At 59.0% G+C, this 15,343-nt stretch carries 15 protein-coding genes and 1 pseudogene; 6 read left to right on the forward strand and 10 right to left on the reverse strand.

Going from position 1 to position 15,343, the window contains the following annotated elements; translation table 11 throughout:
- Positions 1–280: 280 nt before the first annotated feature.
- Positions 281–898, reverse strand: coding sequence for a c-type cytochrome (locus CK910_RS03720; protein ID WP_043136470.1), 618 nt, complete (start codon positions 896–898; stop codon positions 281–283).
- Positions 899–1,040: 142 nt separating this feature from the next.
- Here CK910_RS03720 and yihA point away from each other — a divergent pair, with 142 nt between their 5' ends.
- Entirely contained in the window at positions 1,041–1,694 is a 654-nt protein-coding gene (yihA, locus tag CK910_RS03725; protein ID WP_042033919.1) for a ribosome biogenesis GTP-binding protein YihA/YsxC, read from the forward strand.
- Between the two features lie 792 nt (positions 1,695–2,486).
- On the opposite strand, the gene CK910_RS03730 is transcribed toward yihA, so the two are convergent.
- From CK910_RS03730 to CK910_RS03770, 9 genes and pseudogenes are all read right to left on the reverse strand, one after another.
- Positions 2,487–2,747: a DUF1488 domain-containing protein gene (locus CK910_RS03730; protein ID WP_098981036.1), complete on the reverse strand. Its 261-nt coding sequence runs from the start codon at positions 2,745–2,747 to the stop codon at positions 2,487–2,489.
- A complete protein-coding gene (gene aroE / locus CK910_RS03735) occupies positions 2,744–3,565 on the reverse strand; it encodes a shikimate dehydrogenase (RefSeq protein WP_098981037.1) in 822 nt (273 codons plus the stop codon). Before aroE ends, CK910_RS03730 begins: the two co-directional genes overlap by 4 nt.
- 104 nt (positions 3,566–3,669) lie before the next feature.
- Positions 3,670–4,578: an oxygen-dependent coproporphyrinogen oxidase gene (gene hemF / locus CK910_RS03740; protein ID WP_098981038.1), complete on the reverse strand. Its 909-nt coding sequence runs from the start codon at positions 4,576–4,578 to the stop codon at positions 3,670–3,672.
- Positions 4,579–4,689: 111 nt separating this feature from the next.
- Complete coding sequence (locus CK910_RS03745) at positions 4,690–5,250, reverse strand: Sua5/YciO/YrdC/YwlC family protein (RefSeq protein WP_098981039.1); 561 nt, start codon at positions 5,248–5,250, stop codon at positions 4,690–4,692.
- A 134-nt stretch (positions 5,251–5,384) separates the two neighbouring features.
- Complete coding sequence (gene purE / locus CK910_RS03750) at positions 5,385–5,891, reverse strand: 5-(carboxyamino)imidazole ribonucleotide mutase (protein WP_098981040.1); 507 nt, start codon at positions 5,889–5,891, stop codon at positions 5,385–5,387.
- Positions 5,892–5,965: 74 nt separating this feature from the next.
- Positions 5,966–6,523 carry a DNA topoisomerase family protein gene (locus CK910_RS03755; protein WP_098981041.1) on the reverse strand — a complete coding sequence of 186 codons (558 nt, stop codon included), beginning with the start codon at positions 6,521–6,523 and terminating at the stop codon, positions 5,966–5,968.
- Between the two features lie 55 nt (positions 6,524–6,578).
- Complete coding sequence (locus CK910_RS03760; protein ID WP_043136489.1) at positions 6,579–7,052, reverse strand: DUF494 family protein; 474 nt, start codon at positions 7,050–7,052, stop codon at positions 6,579–6,581.
- Positions 7,045–8,160 (reverse strand): DNA-processing protein DprA, encoded by a 1,116-nt coding sequence (gene dprA / locus CK910_RS03765; RefSeq protein ID WP_098981042.1) that lies wholly within the window; start codon positions 8,158–8,160, stop codon positions 7,045–7,047. Before dprA ends, CK910_RS03760 begins: the two co-directional genes overlap by 8 nt.
- Position 8,161: 1 nt before the next feature.
- A pseudogene (locus CK910_RS03770) lies at positions 8,162–9,287 on the reverse strand (LysM peptidoglycan-binding domain-containing protein).
- 108 nt (positions 9,288–9,395) lie between these two features.
- Between CK910_RS03770 and def the strand changes: the two are divergent.
- The 5 genes from def to CK910_RS03795 all read left to right on the forward strand — a co-directional run bounded on the left by def (position 9,396) and on the right by CK910_RS03795 (position 15,285).
- Positions 9,396–9,908: a peptide deformylase gene (gene def / locus CK910_RS03775; RefSeq protein ID WP_042866891.1), complete on the forward strand. Its 513-nt coding sequence runs from the start codon at positions 9,396–9,398 to the stop codon at positions 9,906–9,908.
- 12 nt (positions 9,909–9,920) lie between these two features.
- Positions 9,921–10,865, forward strand: coding sequence for a methionyl-tRNA formyltransferase (gene fmt / locus CK910_RS03780; protein ID WP_098981043.1), 945 nt, complete (start codon positions 9,921–9,923; stop codon positions 10,863–10,865).
- A gap of 45 nt (positions 10,866–10,910) precedes the next feature.
- A complete protein-coding gene (gene rsmB, locus CK910_RS03785) occupies positions 10,911–12,203 on the forward strand; it encodes a 16S rRNA (cytosine(967)-C(5))-methyltransferase RsmB (RefSeq protein ID WP_098981044.1) in 1,293 nt (430 codons plus the stop codon).
- Between the two features lie 157 nt (positions 12,204–12,360).
- The gene (gene trkA / locus CK910_RS03790; protein WP_043136504.1) at positions 12,361–13,737 is read left to right on the forward strand and encodes a Trk system potassium transporter TrkA; all 1,377 of its coding nucleotides are present in this window, start codon (positions 12,361–12,363) and stop codon (positions 13,735–13,737) included.
- A 96-nt stretch (positions 13,738–13,833) separates the two neighbouring features.
- Positions 13,834–15,285, forward strand: coding sequence for a TrkH family potassium uptake protein (locus tag CK910_RS03795; RefSeq protein ID WP_098981045.1), 1,452 nt, complete (start codon positions 13,834–13,836; stop codon positions 15,283–15,285).
- Positions 15,286–15,343: the final 58 nt, after the last annotated feature.

Genomic DNA, 15,343 nt, shown 5'->3' on the forward strand with positions numbered 1-15,343 from the left:
TGGGCCACTCCATGCATCCACTGTATCAACTTAATAAAACGACTCAATCCACCAAGAACGTTTTCAAACGGATATAAATTGCTTATTGTCATTTAACATATTGAAATTAATGAATTACTAAAAATTTTTTTAAAAATGTTTAAGCCCTGGCCAGGCCAATGAATGGGGGATCTCTTACAACAATGCGAGAAAAAATTGGCCAAATGGAGTTAAAGGCCAAAAAGAAACGAGGAGCCAGTGGCTCCTCGTTAATATCAATGGGGTACATCATAATGCGTTTTCAGTGCAAACCGGCCACGTATTTGGACAAGGCTTCTATATCCTGATCGGTCAGCTTCTTGGCAACGTCCCGCATCATGCTGTTCGGGTCGTTCTCACGGGCAGCCGCACGAAACGCGGTGAGCTGGGCCTTGATATAGGCAGGATGCTGGCCGGACAGGCTCGGATATTTGGCCTGCTCGACACCCGAGCCCCGCGGACCGTGACAAGCGGTACAAGCAGCCAGCCCACGGCTCATGTCACCACCCATATAGAGCGCTTTACCCGCTGCTACAGCGTCATCAGGCACCGCAATCGGTGTTACCTTCTGGCTGGAGAAGTAGGCAGCAAGGTCTTCCATGTCCTGGTCGGACAGGGGAAGCGCCATAGGCCCCATGATGGGCGCAACTCGACCAATTTGGCCAGAAGCTGCAGCCTTCAGTTCAACTAATTGCTTTTTGATATATGATGCGTGCTGACCAGCAATCTTGGGATACATATCGACAAGGCTGTTTCCGTCCGGTCCATGACAAGCCGCACACACGGCAGCCTTGGATTGTCCCGCAGCGGCATCGCCCTTGGCTTGTGCCATCCCCGTTACGCCAACCATCAGAGCAAGAGTAATGACTAGGTTCTTCATGGCGTTCCAACTTCTCGTTATTAGGCTTCCAGATCCCATGCCGCTGAAGGCATGTTAAAATAAACGCGTTTAAGCGACGCCATTTTACACGATTTCACAAAAAAGTAACTCTATAACCCTCTATCTCTATGGGGAATTTACGTTGGATACACAAACTCTGAATTTCAATAAGGTGCATTTTGTGACCAGCGCACCCGACATCCGTCACCTGCCAAATGATGGGGGTGTCGAGATTGCGTTTGCCGGCCGTTCCAATGCCGGTAAGTCATCTGCATTGAACACCTTAACCAAGCACAAGAACCTGGCTCGCACCAGTAAAACCCCGGGCCGCACCCAGCTGATCAACCTGTTTGAACTGGAACCAGGCAAGCGTCTGGTCGATCTGCCGGGCTATGGTTATGCGCAAGTACCGCTGGAAATGAAGCTCAAGTGGCAAAAGTCACTGGCAGAATACCTGCAGCGTCGTGAGTCATTGAAAGGCCTGGTGATCCTGATGGACATCCGTCACCCACTCAAAGACACCGACATGAACATGCTGGAGTGGAGCTCCCACCGTGAACTGCCGGTCATGCTGCTGCTGACCAAGGCGGACAAGCTGAGCCCGGGTCCGCGCAACAATCAGGTCATCAAGGTTCGTCAGGCCATTGCCGACCTGGGCCCGCAGATCCAGGTAGAAGCCTTCTCCTCCCTCAATAATATCGGGGTGGAAAAACTGGCCCAGACTCTGTCTGGCTGGTATCTGGCCGGGGCAGACGAGATCGCCGAAGGTGATGAGCAAGAGCAGATCGAGGAATAATGCATTCCTCCATCATACTGCTATCCCCTCCTTGCAATTGGCGGAGTTGACCCTCCGCTGATTGAAAGACTTTCAGTTTGATGACGTCCCGCCAACCCTAGATACCCGCCTATACTCTTCCTCAAGAAAATTTGATAAAAGCCTTTTTTAACAATGGGATGAAAAGTTAATTACCATTATTAATTAACTTTTCATCCCCATGGCAACGTTTTCAGATTTCTGCCATCGAATTGAAGGCACATCACTCAATAAGTACGGAAATGAAATTTTATTACATGGAGGCGGCGGGAAGGGACAAAAATGAGGCCGGTACCACCGGTACAGTATCGGCCTGAAACAATCAGTTCAAAAATTGGGAAGAAGCTAAATCTTGAGAACAAAGACAACTGGTTTTCCTCAAGAAGCCCCTTCATTCTAACAAATACCTGGCCAAATTAAAGCATTTACTCTAAACGCTACACATAAAAAAACACCCCGACGAATACTCATCGGGGCTGCTATTCAGCCACATTCAATTACGTGAAATAAAAGGTCTGAAAGATAGAACATCTTACCTCTGTACCCTACGTTGCTAACTGTATAGCAAAGCAGCAGAAAGTGAAAGTAATTTATGTAATTTAGTTTCACGAAAGATGAATTACATAAAACACTTTGTTTTTCATATAGATAAAAAAATCCCCAGTACGAATACCGGGGAGTTATAAAGGTGACTAGCTAGCACTTCCTCAACTATCTAGTTAGTCAGCGGCATTCCACACAAGTTCCGCTGCTTTGAGAAAAAACTAAAAAAACTTAGAGATAGATGGCACCATCTTCTGCAAACTCTTGTTCTTCAATGAGTTTCTCTGCCATATCTTCGATGTCGAAGCGCACACTCTCGAAGGCGCGCAGTATGTCCTCCTCCCTGACGAGGGAAAGACCAGTCATCTTTTCCAGACGCCGGCGACTGATGTAACAATCGACCAGAGCCCCTCTCTGCTGGGCCGGGAAATGGATCCGCTGTTCGTGCGCCTGCCAGTCCGCCAGCTCGGGAAACAGTATGCCTTGGTTCATAGGGTCCCCAGATTTCGTTTCAGTTCTCTCAATACCTGTTTAGTCCCTGGCCGGATTCCGCGCCACACGGTAAAGGCCTCCGCCGCCTGCTCGACCAGCATGCCCAGTCCATCCATGACCTGGCGGGCCCCCTGTTGTCTGGCCCAGCCGATGAAGGGGGTATCCGAGGCACCATACATCATGTCGTAGATGGCAATATCGGCGTGGATCAGCGCAGGGGCGAGGGGCGGCAGCTCGCCTTGCAGGCTGGCGGAGGTGGAATTGATGATGAGATCGAACACCCCCTCCAGCAGCTCATAGCGCTCGGCCGTGACGACTCCCAGATCGTGAAACTCGGCCGCTAGTTGCTCCGCCTTGGCGTGGGTGCGGTTGGCAATCACCAGTTCGGTCGGATGTTCGGCCAGCAAGGGCGCCAGGGCACCACGGGCAGCCCCTCCGGCGCCCAGCAGCAGGATCCGGCCGCCCGTCAGGGTCACGCCGTGGGCCTTGAGATCCGCCACCAAACCGGCACCATCGGTATTGTCCCCCAGCAGTACACCATCGTCGGTCAGCTTGATGGTATTGACCGCCCCAGCCCGCTTGGCCCTCGGGCTCAACCTGTCGACCAGCGCGAAGGCCTGCTCCTTGAAAGGGACAGTGACATTGCACCCCTTGCCCCCTTGTGCGAAGAAGGCGCGCAGGGTCGTGGCAAACTCGTCGATGGCGGGTTCGGCCAGACCATATTCCAGCTCTTGCTGGGTCTGCCTGGCAAACAGGGTGTGGATAAAGGGGGATTTGCTGTGGCGCACCGGGTGGCCAAAAACCAGATAACGATCCATCAAGGAGTTCCATCAGAGGGCAATATTCCGATTTAACGGGTTTTCTCGCGCGGGAACAAGCCGAATATCGGCCAGTAAAAAAGGGGCCATCATGGCCCCTCTGGTCACAGCCACTCTCGTGGCGTGAGGTAGTCAGTGTAGAGCAAGGCCTCCGGACTGCCCGCTTCCGGCTGCCAGTCATACTCCCAACGGGCCAGTGGTGGCATAGACATCAGGATCGACTCGGTGCGTCCGCCGGTCTGCAGGCCGAACAGGGTGCCCCTGTCGTAGACCAGATTGAACTCCACATAACGACCACGGCGATAGAGCTGGAACTCCCGCTCCCGCTCGCCATAGGGCTGGGCCTTGCGCCGCTCGACAATCGGCAGGTAGGCATCGAGATAGCCCTTGCCGACCGCCTGCATGAAGGCAAAACAATCCGCAAACGGCCAGCGATTCAGGTCATCGAAGAAGAGGCCGCCCACACCGCGCGTCTCGTTGCGATGCTTGAGGAAGAAGTAGCGATCGCACCAGGACTTGAACTCGGGGTAGACCTGCTCGCCAAAGGGTTGGCAGAGGTCGTGCGATACCCGGTGCCAGTGCTGCACATCCTCGGCAAACGGGTAAAACGGGGTCAGGTCGAAACCGCCGCCGAACCACCAGATGGGCGCTTCGCCCTCTTTCTCGGCGATGAAGAAACGGACGTTGGCGTGGCTGGTCGGCACATGGGGGTTGTGCGGGTGGATCACCAGCGACACCCCCATGGCCTCGAACTCGCGACCCGCCAGCTCGGGCCTGTGGGCCGTCGCCGAGGCAGGCATGGCATCGCCATAGACGTGGGAGAAGTTGACGCCTCCCTGTTCGATCACGGCGCCATGGCGCAACACTCGGGTACGACCACCACCGCCACCCTCGCGGCACCAGGCATCTTCCACAAAGTGCCCGGCACCATCGGCCTGCTCCAGGCCACGGCAGATCTCGTCCTGCAACTGCAACAGGAAGGCCTTGACCTGGGCCACGTCCGGTTTGCTCATCTTGTCTCCAGTCAGGCAGGATCTTGAACGCCCTGTCCATTTTATTGTGATGTCACACCCAGGGCTCAAGGCCCATGTGCATTGCGGTAAAAAAGGGTCAGCCCGCCCCACTCAGGAGGGGCGAATGATGGCGCCGGTTCTGGCGTCCTTGATCTCGGAAGGATTGGCCTGGCCCCCGACCTCGCCGGGCAGGACATAGGCCAGCTGGCTGGCCAGCACCTTACCGATCTCGGCTAGCCGACGGGCAGGCTCCTCGCCGGTCAGGTTGGCACTGGTGGAGACCAGTGGCTTGCCGAAAGCGCGGCACAGGGCCTGCACCTGAGGATGGGCCGTCACCCGCACAGCCAGGGTGTCGAACTGACCGGTCAGCCAGGTCGGCGTCGCGGCTCGAGCGGGCATGATCCAGGTGAAGGGGCCGGGCCAGCTGGCCTCGACCCGGGCCAGCTGCTCGGCGCTGAGCTGGCTCACATCGATATATTCCTGCAGTTGCGCCAGATCGGCGGCGATCAGGATCAAGCCTTTCTCCACCGGACGCTGCTTGATGGCCAGCAGACGCTGCACCGCCAATTCTGAGTCGGGATCACAACCCAGACCAAACACGGCCTCGGTGGCATAGGCGATCACCCCTTCACTGTGGAGGGCGGCAACCGCTTGTTCAAATTCGTTGGGCATAGAAAAAATGCGGCAGCCAGGCTGCCGCCTCATCACTTATTTGGATTGAACCTGTTAGAGCGACAACCGCCGGTACACATCCGTGCGTCCTGTTATAAAGCGCGAACATGTCCGGCTGGTTGCCGCTTTATCACTTATTTGAGCAGTTGAGCCTGCAGGGCGGCATCCTTGGCCATCACCTCTTCGGCATTCTTCTGGCGTTCGGCACGTACCTTGGCCGCCAGCTCATCATTTCCGACCGCCAGCATCTGAGCCGCCAGATAGCCCGCGTTCTTGGCGCCGGCCTTGCCGATCGCCACGGTTGCTACTGGCACACCGCCCGGCATCTGCACGGTAGAGAGCAGCGCATCCAGTCCCTTGAGCGGGCCGCCATCGATGGGCACCCCGATCACGGGACGGGTGGTGATGCCGGCAACGGCACCGGCCAGGTGAGCAGCCAGACCGGCAGCACAGATAAAGACCTTGCAGCCACGGGCCTCGGCATCGGTCACATACTGATGAGTCGCAACCGGGGTACGGTGCGCAGAGGTAACCTTGACTTCCACTGTGATATCAAACGACTTGAGGACTTCAAGGGTAGATTGCATCACGGGAAAATCAGAATCAGAGCCCATCAATACGGCAACAAAGGGTTTATTCATGGTGGGAATTTCCTTACTCCAAGTGGGGGGTTGAAGTTCGCCGAAAACGTTTCAATTTGGTTACGGCGGCGGGATTATACCTGCTCACTTTGATGGCCGCATTTCTTTTGCGGGCAGATCCACCTCAGATTTCCCCTCACTTTCTTCTCTACCATGATGCCCCAGCCACATTCGGGACAAGGCATGGGGATCGGCTTGTCGTTAACCACATATTTACAATGGGGATACCCATCGCAGGAGTAGAACTGCTTGCCGTAGCGGGAGGTGCGACTCACCAGATGACCCTCGCCACACTCGGGACAAAGGATCTGGGTATCGTCGCTTTCCTGCAGGGATTCGATGTGCTGGCAGGCTGGATACTGGGTGCAACCCACAAACAGACCGTAACGCCCCTTCTTGATCGCCAGCGGCTGGCCGCAATCCGGGCAGGCCGAACCTTCGAGCACTTTCTCGATGTCGCGACCGGATGGCGTCAGGGAACGGATATAGTCACAGGTGGGATAGGCGGAGCAGCCCAGAAAGGGGCCATGCTTGCCCTGTCGGATCACCAGCTCGGCACCACACTGCGGGCACGGCTCTCGCTCGAATGCCTGTTCGTGGGCAGAAAAGAGATGATGATCGATTTTTGACATGGGCCGCGCCTTGAAATCCAGATGGCCTGAATTCTACCAGCGCGGCACCGGACTGTCAGTGAATGACGCCGTCTGACTCATCAAACACCAGCTCTTCCATCTGCTGGTAGGCATTTTCACTGCCCGGTACGTTGAACAGCACCATCATGACGACCCACTTCAAATCGTCCAGCTCGATATCCGGCTTGTCCAGCTCGAGCAGACGCTCGATGCAGATCTCGCGGGTTTCGGCATTCAGTACCTGAGCCTGTTCCAGGAACAGCAGGAAGCCACGGCATTCGGTGCTGAGGCGAGCCAGCTCTTGCGGGGCATAGATACGCATCGAGCCTTGCGCGCTGGCGGTGACGTACACCTCCCGCTCGCTATCGTGCAGGTTGGCCAGTCGCTCCAGCCAGTCGAGCGCCTTCTCGATCTCGTCTTTATCGAAACCGGCCCGACTCAGCTCATCGGTGAGTTCATCCTGCTCGACCATTACATCTGCATCGCTGTGGATGTAGGTCTCGAAAAGGTACATCAATACATCAAACATGATTCGCCCTCCTCGCTCTGACGTATCCACCGGCTACCGCCATCACTGCACCGGAAAGCTCCAGCTCTACCAACCTGCCCAATGCCACTTCGACAGGAAGCTGGGCCCGTTCGGCGACGGTATCCACGCTCGTGGTCTCATAATCTACGTTATCCAACAAATCGGCATAAGGCAATTCGCTATTATGCCGTTGCTCAGGCAATCCATCCGGTTTCCGGGCCAGGCTGACCAATCCGGGAAGCTCTTCCACTATATCGGCCGCGCTCAATACAAGTTTGGCCCCCTGCTGGATTAATTTGTTGCAGCCCAGCGCCTGCACATTCTGCGGCGCACCGGGAACGGCAAATACCTCACGCCCCTGCTCCAGCGCGTAGCGGGCCGTGATGAGTGAGCCACTCTGTTCGGCCGCCTCCACCACCAGGGTTCCGAGCGCCAGGCCGCTGATGATGCGATTGCGACGAGGGAAATGTTCGGCGAGCGGCCCCTTGTCCGGCGCCAGCTCGGAGATGAGCACACCCGCGTTCTCTAGGATCTGGCCAGCCAGCCCCTGATGACGCTTGGGGTAGAGGCAGTCGAGGCCGGAGCCCAGCACGGCGAGCGTGATACCACCAGTCGCCAGGGTCTGCTGATGACAGACACCATCGATACCGAGCGCGAGTCCCGAGGTGATCGCCAGACCATACGCCACCAGTTCCGCACACAGGCGCGCGGCATTGTCCTTGCCGGCATAGGTGGGGTGGCGCGTACCGACCATCGCCAGCTGTGGAACAGACAAGGCGGCAAGATTGCCACGACAGTAGAGCAGCAAGGGGGCGGCGGGGATCTCTTTCAACAGGTCAGGATAGGCGGGATCATCGGGGCAGAGCAGGTGATTGCCAGGCTCGGTGGCCCAGCTCAGCCCCTGCTCAACCGAAGGCAGTGGCCATCTTAGCTGCCGTATCTGGGCCGAGTGCAGACCAAGCGCCCGCAAACGACCATCATCACTCTCAAACAGGGCGGCGATATCGCCACCGAAGTGGGCAAGCAGACGGGCGGCGGTGACTGGGCCGATACCGGTGACGGCATCCAGCGTCAGCCACAACGAGACCCGCCCGAGTGGAGGTGGCACGTTAGAAGTTACTGACCTGATAGCCGGAGCTGACCATGTCCTGGCTCTGCATGATGAGGCCGTAGCTCAGCTTGTCGTACACCTTGAACAACATCACCCTGGCCACCGCCTCCGAGGGCAAGGGGGGTTTGCCGGCCGAGTAGAAGGCCTTGTTGTAGACGGAAGAGTACTCCTTGTACGATACCTTGCCGTTCTTGCTCACCAGCTTGGCACCGGGGCGCCGGATCTCCAGCACATCGCCGGGTGCAAGCTGATCCCGCAGCCCCCGGTTGATTAGCACGACATCAAACTTGCCACCGCCACGGGCCTTGCTCGGCAGATCGACTATGTAGCCTGGTGAGATCACGGGCGCCGCCTTCGGAGTGAACACGGCGGAGAGCGTTTCCTGCGGCGGGAAAGGCATCACCTTGTCCCCCTGATACACCTCTCGCTGATTGTGACTGAGGGTGACCCGGGTGCGATCATCCGGCAGCCGTTCCTCGGCTCTGGCCGTGCCGACAAAGACCGCCTCCTGCCCCAGCAGCTCGCCGGTTTGTTTGTCCTTGTAAACCATGCCCGGATGATAGATGCCGTAGTCCTGACCTGGCGTCAGCGATCCCTGCACATAGAGGGTGTCGCCCTCCAGCATACCGATGTGGGCCTCGTTGTTGCCGAGCACATAGGGCAGCTTTTTCGCTTGTTGGTTGTCGGCCAGAATGTGGTCGGTTTGCAGGAAGGGGCCTATTTCGCTGAGCGGCAGCGTCGGAACCGGATTGGCCTTGTTCTCGTAGCGGCTCTTGGGCGAGAGATGGACTACCGGCTTGCCCCCCGATGTCGCCTTGCCGAGCCTACCCCCCCCCCCCCCCCCCCCCCCCCCCCCCCCCCTGAGGCTCGCCGTTGACCCAGCTCAGATGCAGCACGTCACCGGGGTAGATCCAGTGCGGATTGGCAATCTGGGGATTGATGTTCCACAGGCGGGGCCAGAGCCAGGGCTCTGCCAGATACTGGCCCGAAATATCCCAGAGGGTGTCGCCTTTTTGCACGACATAACGCTCGGGATAACCCGCTTTCAATTTCAACTGATCGGCCAAGGCACCCTGGCTCAGAGTGGCCAGCAGGCAGGCGAAGATGGTTTGCTTCAGATACATAACACTCCCTGTTACTTCTGCACGCAAAGTGTTGCTGTTTTTTGTCGGCGTAAATGACTAGAATTACGCCAATATTGACTGCATTTATACGAAACTAAAGAAAAAACTATGGCCATTCTAGATGTATTGCGTTTTCCCGATGAACGTCTGCGCACTGTCGCAGCCCCTGTCGAGACCTTTACACCCGAGTTACAACACATTGTAGATGATATGTTCGAAACCATGTACGCGGAGGAAGGCATAGGCCTTGCCGCCACTCAGGTCGACATTCATCAGCGCATCATAGTGATCGATGTCTCTGAAAACCGTGAAGATCCTCTGGTATTGATCAACCCCGAGATCCTCGAGCAATCCGGCAGCACCGGCATCGAAGAGGGTTGCCTCTCAGTGCCCGAGCACCGCGCTCTGGTGCCACGCGCCGAGTGGGTCAAGGTGCGCGCGCTGGATCGCAACGGCAAGCCATTCGAGCTGGAAACAGACGATCTGCTCGCCATCTGCATACAGCATGAGATGGATCATCTGGTCGGCAAGCTGTTTGTGGACTACTTGTCCCCGCTCAAGCGCCAGCGCATTCGCCAGAAGCTGGAAAAGATGGCCCGTGAAGATCGCAAAATCCTCTGAGGATCTGCCCCATTGAACAAGCTGAAACTGATTTTTGCCGGTACTCCCGACTTCGCCGCCCGTCACCTGGCGGCGTTGTTGTCTTCCGACCACGAGGTCGTTGCCGTTTACACCCAGCCAGACAAACCGGCCGGCCGTGGCCAGAAGCTCACCGCCAGCCCGGTCAAGGAGCTGGCCCTTGCCCATGATCTGCCGGTCTACCAGCCCGCCTCCCTGCGCAAGGAAGAGGCGCAGGCAGAACTGGCTGCCCTTGGCGCCGATCTCATGGTGGTGGTGGCCTACGGCCTGATCCTGCCCAAGGCGGTGCTCGATACCCCGCGCCTCGGCTGCATCAACGTGCACGGCTCCCTGCTGCCCCGCTGGCGCGGTGCCGCACCTATCCAACGCTCCATCTGGGCGGGTGATAGCGAAACCGGCGTCACTATCATGCAGATGGATGTGGGGCTGGATACCGGCGCCATGATCCGCAAGGTGAGCTGCCCTATCGCCGCCGATGAGACCTCCGCCAGCCTGTATGACAAGCTGGCCGAGCTGGGCCCGCAGGCACTGGTCGAGACCCTCGATGCCATGGCCGCCGGTGAAACCGCTGCCGAGGCGCAAGATGATGCGCTGGCCAACTACGCCGAGAAGCTCTCCAAGGAAGAGGCCCGCATCGACTGGTCGATGGAGGCTGTTGCCATCGAACGCTGCATCCGCTCGTTCAACCCCTGGCCCATCAGCTGGTTTGAAGTGGCTGACCAGACCATCAAGGTATGGCAAGCCGCCGTCATCGACAGCGACCATGGCCAGAACGCCGGCACCCTGCTCAAGGCCGACAAGCAGGGGATCGACATCGCCACCGGCAAGGGCGTGCTGCGCCTGCTCACTCTGCAACCACCCGGCAAGAAAGCCATGTCCGTCTCGGATCTGCTCAACTCTCGCCGCGACTGGTTTGAACCCGGCACGCAATTGAATTGAACCAAGCGGGGCCCAGGCCCCGACTTGCGCATCTAAGGTAACATTATGAAAACACGTGCACAGGCCGCTCTCGTTATTCAACAGGTGCTGGATCAGGGTCAATCCCTCTCCGCTGTTCTGCCTGCTGCCCAGGAGAAGGTTGCGCCCCGCGATCGCGCCCTCCTGCAAGAACTCTGCTACGGCACCCTGCGCTGGCTGCCCCGCCTCGATGCGGCGGTCAACGAGATGATGGACAAGCCGCTCAAGAACAAGAGCCGCATCTTCCACTATCTGATCCTGGTCGGTCTCTATCAGCTCATCTACACCCGCATTCCGGCCCACGCCGCCGTGGCCGAGACAGTCAGCGCCGTCAAGCTGCTCAAGGGCACCTCCTTGCGCGGCCTCATCAATGGTGTGCTGCGCAACTTCCAGCGCAGCGCCGAAGTCATCTTGCTGCGCATCGACCGCGTTCCCAGCATTCGCCTCGGCCACCCGGAGTGGCTCACCAAGCGGCTGCGTCAGGCCTATCCCGAAGATTGGGAATTCATCATGGAGGCCAACAACCAGCGCCCGCCCATGTGGATCCGCAACAACAGCCAGCGCCAGAGCCGCGAGCAGATGCTGGCCCGCATGGCCGAAGCGGGCATCAATGCGGTGGCCGGTGAGGAAGGGGAAGATTGCATCCTGCTGGAACGCCCTTGCGACGTGACCAAGCTACCCGGCTTCGAGGCAGGCGACTGCTCGGTACAAGACGGTGCTGCCCAGCAGGCCGCCCGACTGCTAGACCCTCAACCGGGCGAGTGGGTTCTGGATGCCTGCGCCGCCCCCGGTGGCAAGACGGCTCACCTGCTTGAGCGTCAGCCCAAGCTGGCCGGCGTGGTGGCCGTCGATGCCGACGAACACCGCCTCAAGCGGGTGCAGGAGAACCTGGATCGCATCGGCCTCAAGGCCGAGGTGATCCACGGTGATGCCAGCACCCCGGAACTCTGGTGGCCCAAGGGTCAATTCGATCGCATCCTGCTGGATGCCCCCTGCTCTGCCACCGGTGTCATCCGCCGCCACCCCGACATCAAGTGGCTGCGCCGGGATCAGGACATCCGCGAGCTGGCCGAGCTGCAGCGCCGTATTCTGATCGCTCTCTGGTCGAAACTGAAAAGCGGCGGTACTCTGCTCTACGCCACCTGCTCAGTGCTGCCGGAAGAGAACCGCGAACAGATCCGCGCCTTCCTGGCTGCCACCCCGGATGCCACTCTGGTGCCGCTGCACGAACAGGACACGCCGGCGTGCCCAGGCCGCCAGTTCCTGCCGGGCGAAGCCGAGATGGATGGCTTCTACTATGCCAAGCTGATAAAGCGGTAAGCAGAGCAATGGCCATGAAGATGACGGGTGCCGGTTGACGGCACCCATTACTGCGCAACATCGAGCAAGCTTTCCCTATGAGAATCATCATGTTGACGACTGACCCCGACCAGATTGCCATCCGTTGCAACGCATCCTCGTTCCCTGAGGGGTCCCTATGAAGATCATCATTCTGGGCGCTGGCCAGGTCGGTGGCACCCTGGCCGAAAACCTGGCCGGCGAGAACAACGACATCACCATAGTTGATACCGACAGCGACCGGCTGCGGGAGCTGCAGGACAAGTTTGACCTGCGGGTGGTGAACGGCCACGGCGCCCACCCCAAGGTGCTGCGCGAAGCGGGCGCCCAGGATGCGGACATGCTGGTCGCGGTCACCAACAGCGACGAGACCAACATGATCGCCTGCCAGGTGGCCTACTCCCTGTTCAACACCCCGAACAAGGTGGCGCGCATTCGCTCCCCCGCCTATCTGGTGGAGCGGGATCGCCTGTTCCTGCCGGAATCCGTGCCAGTAGATCACCTGATCGCCCCCGAACAGCTGGTGACCGACTATGTGCGTCGCCTCATCGAGTATCCGGGTGCGCTGCAGGTGGTGGACTTTGCCGGTGGCAAGGTGGGTCTGGTGGCGGTCAAGGCCTACTACGGCGGCCCCCTGGTGGGCAATGCGCTCTCCACCCTGCGGGATCACATGCCCAACATAGAGACCCGGGTCGCCGCCATCTTCCGTCAGGGCCGCTCCATCCGTCCGCAAGGCACCACCATTATAGAGGCGGATGACGAGGTGTTCTTCGTGGCGGCGGCGGGCCATATCCGCGCCGTGATGTCGGAGCTGCAGCGCCTCGAGAGCCCCTACCGACGCATTATGATCGTCGGCGGCGGCAACATAGGCGCCGGCCTCGCCCGCCAGCTGGAGAAGCGCTATAGCGTCAAGCTGATCGAGCGCAACCAGAAGCGGGCGGAGCAGCTCTCCGAGGTGCTGGAGAACACCATAGTCTTCTGCGGCGACGCGGCGGATCAGGAGCTGTTGGCCGAGGAGCACATAGACCAGATCGACGTCTTCATCGCCGTGACCAACGAGGACGAGGCCAACATAATGTCGGCCCTGCTCGCCAAGAAGATGGGCGCCAAGAAGACAATGGTGCTGATCCAGCGCAGCGCCTACGTGGATCTGGTGCAGGGCGGCTCCATCGACATCGCCATCTCGCCCCAGCAGGCCACCATCTCGGCCCTGCTGACCCACGTGCGCCGGGCCGACATCGCCAACGTCTACAGCCTGCGCCGTGGTGCGGCCGAGGCCATCGAGGCCATAGCCCACGGTGACGAGAACACCTCCAAGGTGGTCGGCAAGACGGTCGGCGAGCTCAAGCTGCCGCCCGGCACCACAATCGGTGCCATAGTGCGCGGTGATGAGGTGCTGATTGCCCACGATCGCACCCGGATCCAGCAGGATGACCACGTGGTGATGTTCCTGGTGGACAAGAAGTACATACCGGAAGTGGAACGGTTGTTCCAGCCAAGTCCCTTCTTCCTGTAATCTGCCCATGCATCCAGGCAGCGCAAACCAGACCCGGCACAGCCCCTACCAGGGATTGTCCGGGTCTTTTGTCAATCAACGACCAGGTTATCTTGCATGATCAAGCTGCGTCCCATCATCTTCACCCTAGGGGGGGGGGGGCTGGTGCTCTCCAAGCTGGCCCTGTTCATGTGGCTGCCCACCCTGCTGGCCCTGCTCACCGGCTCCGAGGGGTTCGTCGAGTTCTTGAAATCCGTGCTGATCACCCACGGCGCGGCCCTGCTCTGTCTCCATTACGGCCGCAAGGCGGTGTTCCACCTCGGCGTGCGGGAGATGTTCCTGCTCACCACCTCGGTCTGGGTGGTGGCCTGCATCTTCGGCGCCCTGCCCTTCTTCTTCATCAACCACATCGACTTCACCGATGCCTACTTCGAGACCATGTCAGGGGTCACCACCACCGGCTCCACAGTGCTGTCTGGGCTCGACGGCATGGCCCACAGCATCTTGCTGTGGCGCTCCATATTGCAGTGGCTGGGGGGGGTGGGCTTCATAGTGATGGCGGTGGCCGTGCTGCCCTACCTCAACGTGGGCGGCATGAAGCTGTTCCAGACCGAGAGCTCTGATTGGTCGGACAAGAGCGCGCCACGCGCCAAGACGGTGGCCAACAACATAGTGGTGGTCTATCTGGTGCTCTCCATGCTCTGCTTCCTGGCCTACTGGGTGAGCGGCATGACGCTGTTCGAGGCGGTCAACCACTCGATGACCACCCTCAGCACCGGCGGCTACTCCACCTCGGATCAATCCATGTCCCACTTCTCCAACTCGGCGCACTGGATCGGCACCCTCTTCATGTTCCTCGGCGGCCTGCCCTTCCTGCTCTATGTGCAAGCCCTCTCCCGCCGTGACAACAGCCTGCTCAAGGATGCACAGGTGCAGGGCTTCTTCTGGCTGGTGATCTGGGTCACCGTCGTCGTCACCTTCTATCTGTGGATAAGGGACATCTACGGCTTCATGGATGCCTTGCGCATCAGCAGCTTCAACATAGTCTCAGTGCTCACCACCACAGGCTTCGGCCTCGGCGATTTCGGCACCTGGGGGCCGCTCACCAGCATCATCTTCATCATCTTGCTGGCACTGGGCGCCTGTTCCGGCTCCACCGCCGGCGGGCTCAAGATCTTCCGGGTACAGGTGGCATTCGCCCTGTTCAAGAAACAGATGCGCCAGCTGATGCACCCCTCCGCCGTCTTCCCGCAGAAGTACAACGGTCGTCCGGTCAACGACGCCATCATCCGCTCCATGATCTCGTTCGTGCTGGCCTACTTCGCCGTCATACTGCTGATCGCCGCCCTGCTCGCCGCCATCGGGCTGGATCCCCTGACCGCCATCTCGGGCTCCATCACCGCCGTGGCCAACGTGGGTCCCGGCATGGGCCCCGTCATAGGACCCAGCACCAACTTCGCCACCCTGCCGGACTCGGCCAAGTGGATACTGTCGTTCGGCATGCTGCTGGGGCGGCTCGAGATCCTGACAGTGGCAGTTCTCTTCTTCCCCTCCTTCTGGAAGCAGTGATCAAGTTGCACTCCGCAGTCCGCCGACAAACGAAAACAAGAAGGGCAGCCAATGGCTG

Source organism: Aeromonas sp. CA23 (assembly GCF_002587065.1).
GTDB lineage: Bacteria > Pseudomonadota > Gammaproteobacteria > Enterobacterales > Aeromonadaceae > Aeromonas > Aeromonas bestiarum.

Excerpts from the sequence above, each read along its gene's own strand:
- CK910_RS03745 (WP_098981039.1), bottom strand. The coding sequence starts at position 5,250 with ATGCCCAACGAATTTGAACAAGCGGTTGCCGCCCTCCACAGTGAAGGG.
- CK910_RS03730 (WP_098981036.1), bottom strand. The coding sequence starts at position 2,747 with ATGAACCAAGGCATACTGTTTCCCGAGCTGGCGGACTGGCAGGCGCAC.
- purE (WP_098981040.1), bottom strand. The coding sequence starts at position 5,891 with ATGAATAAACCCTTTGTTGCCGTATTGATGGGCTCTGATTCTGATTTT.
- def (WP_042866891.1), top strand. The coding sequence starts at position 9,396 with ATGGCCATTCTAGATGTATTGCGTTTTCCCGATGAACGTCTGCGCACT.
- CK910_RS03795 (WP_098981045.1), top strand. The coding sequence starts at position 13,834 with ATGATCAAGCTGCGTCCCATCATCTTCACCCTAGGGGGGGGGGGGCTG.
- rsmB (WP_098981044.1), top strand. The coding sequence starts at position 10,911 with ATGAAAACACGTGCACAGGCCGCTCTCGTTATTCAACAGGTGCTGGAT.
- CK910_RS03720 (WP_043136470.1), bottom strand. The coding sequence starts at position 898 with ATGAAGAACCTAGTCATTACTCTTGCTCTGATGGTTGGCGTAACGGGG.
- hemF (WP_098981038.1), bottom strand. The coding sequence starts at position 4,578 with ATGAGCAAACCGGACGTGGCCCAGGTCAAGGCCTTCCTGTTGCAGTTG.
- trkA (WP_043136504.1), top strand. The coding sequence starts at position 12,361 with ATGAAGATCATCATTCTGGGCGCTGGCCAGGTCGGTGGCACCCTGGCC.
- aroE (WP_098981037.1), bottom strand. The coding sequence starts at position 3,565 with ATGGATCGTTATCTGGTTTTTGGCCACCCGGTGCGCCACAGCAAATCC.
- CK910_RS03755 (WP_098981041.1), bottom strand. The coding sequence starts at position 6,523 with ATGTCAAAAATCGATCATCATCTCTTTTCTGCCCACGAACAGGCATTC.
- CK910_RS03760 (WP_043136489.1), bottom strand. The coding sequence starts at position 7,052 with ATGTTTGATGTATTGATGTACCTTTTCGAGACCTACATCCACAGCGAT.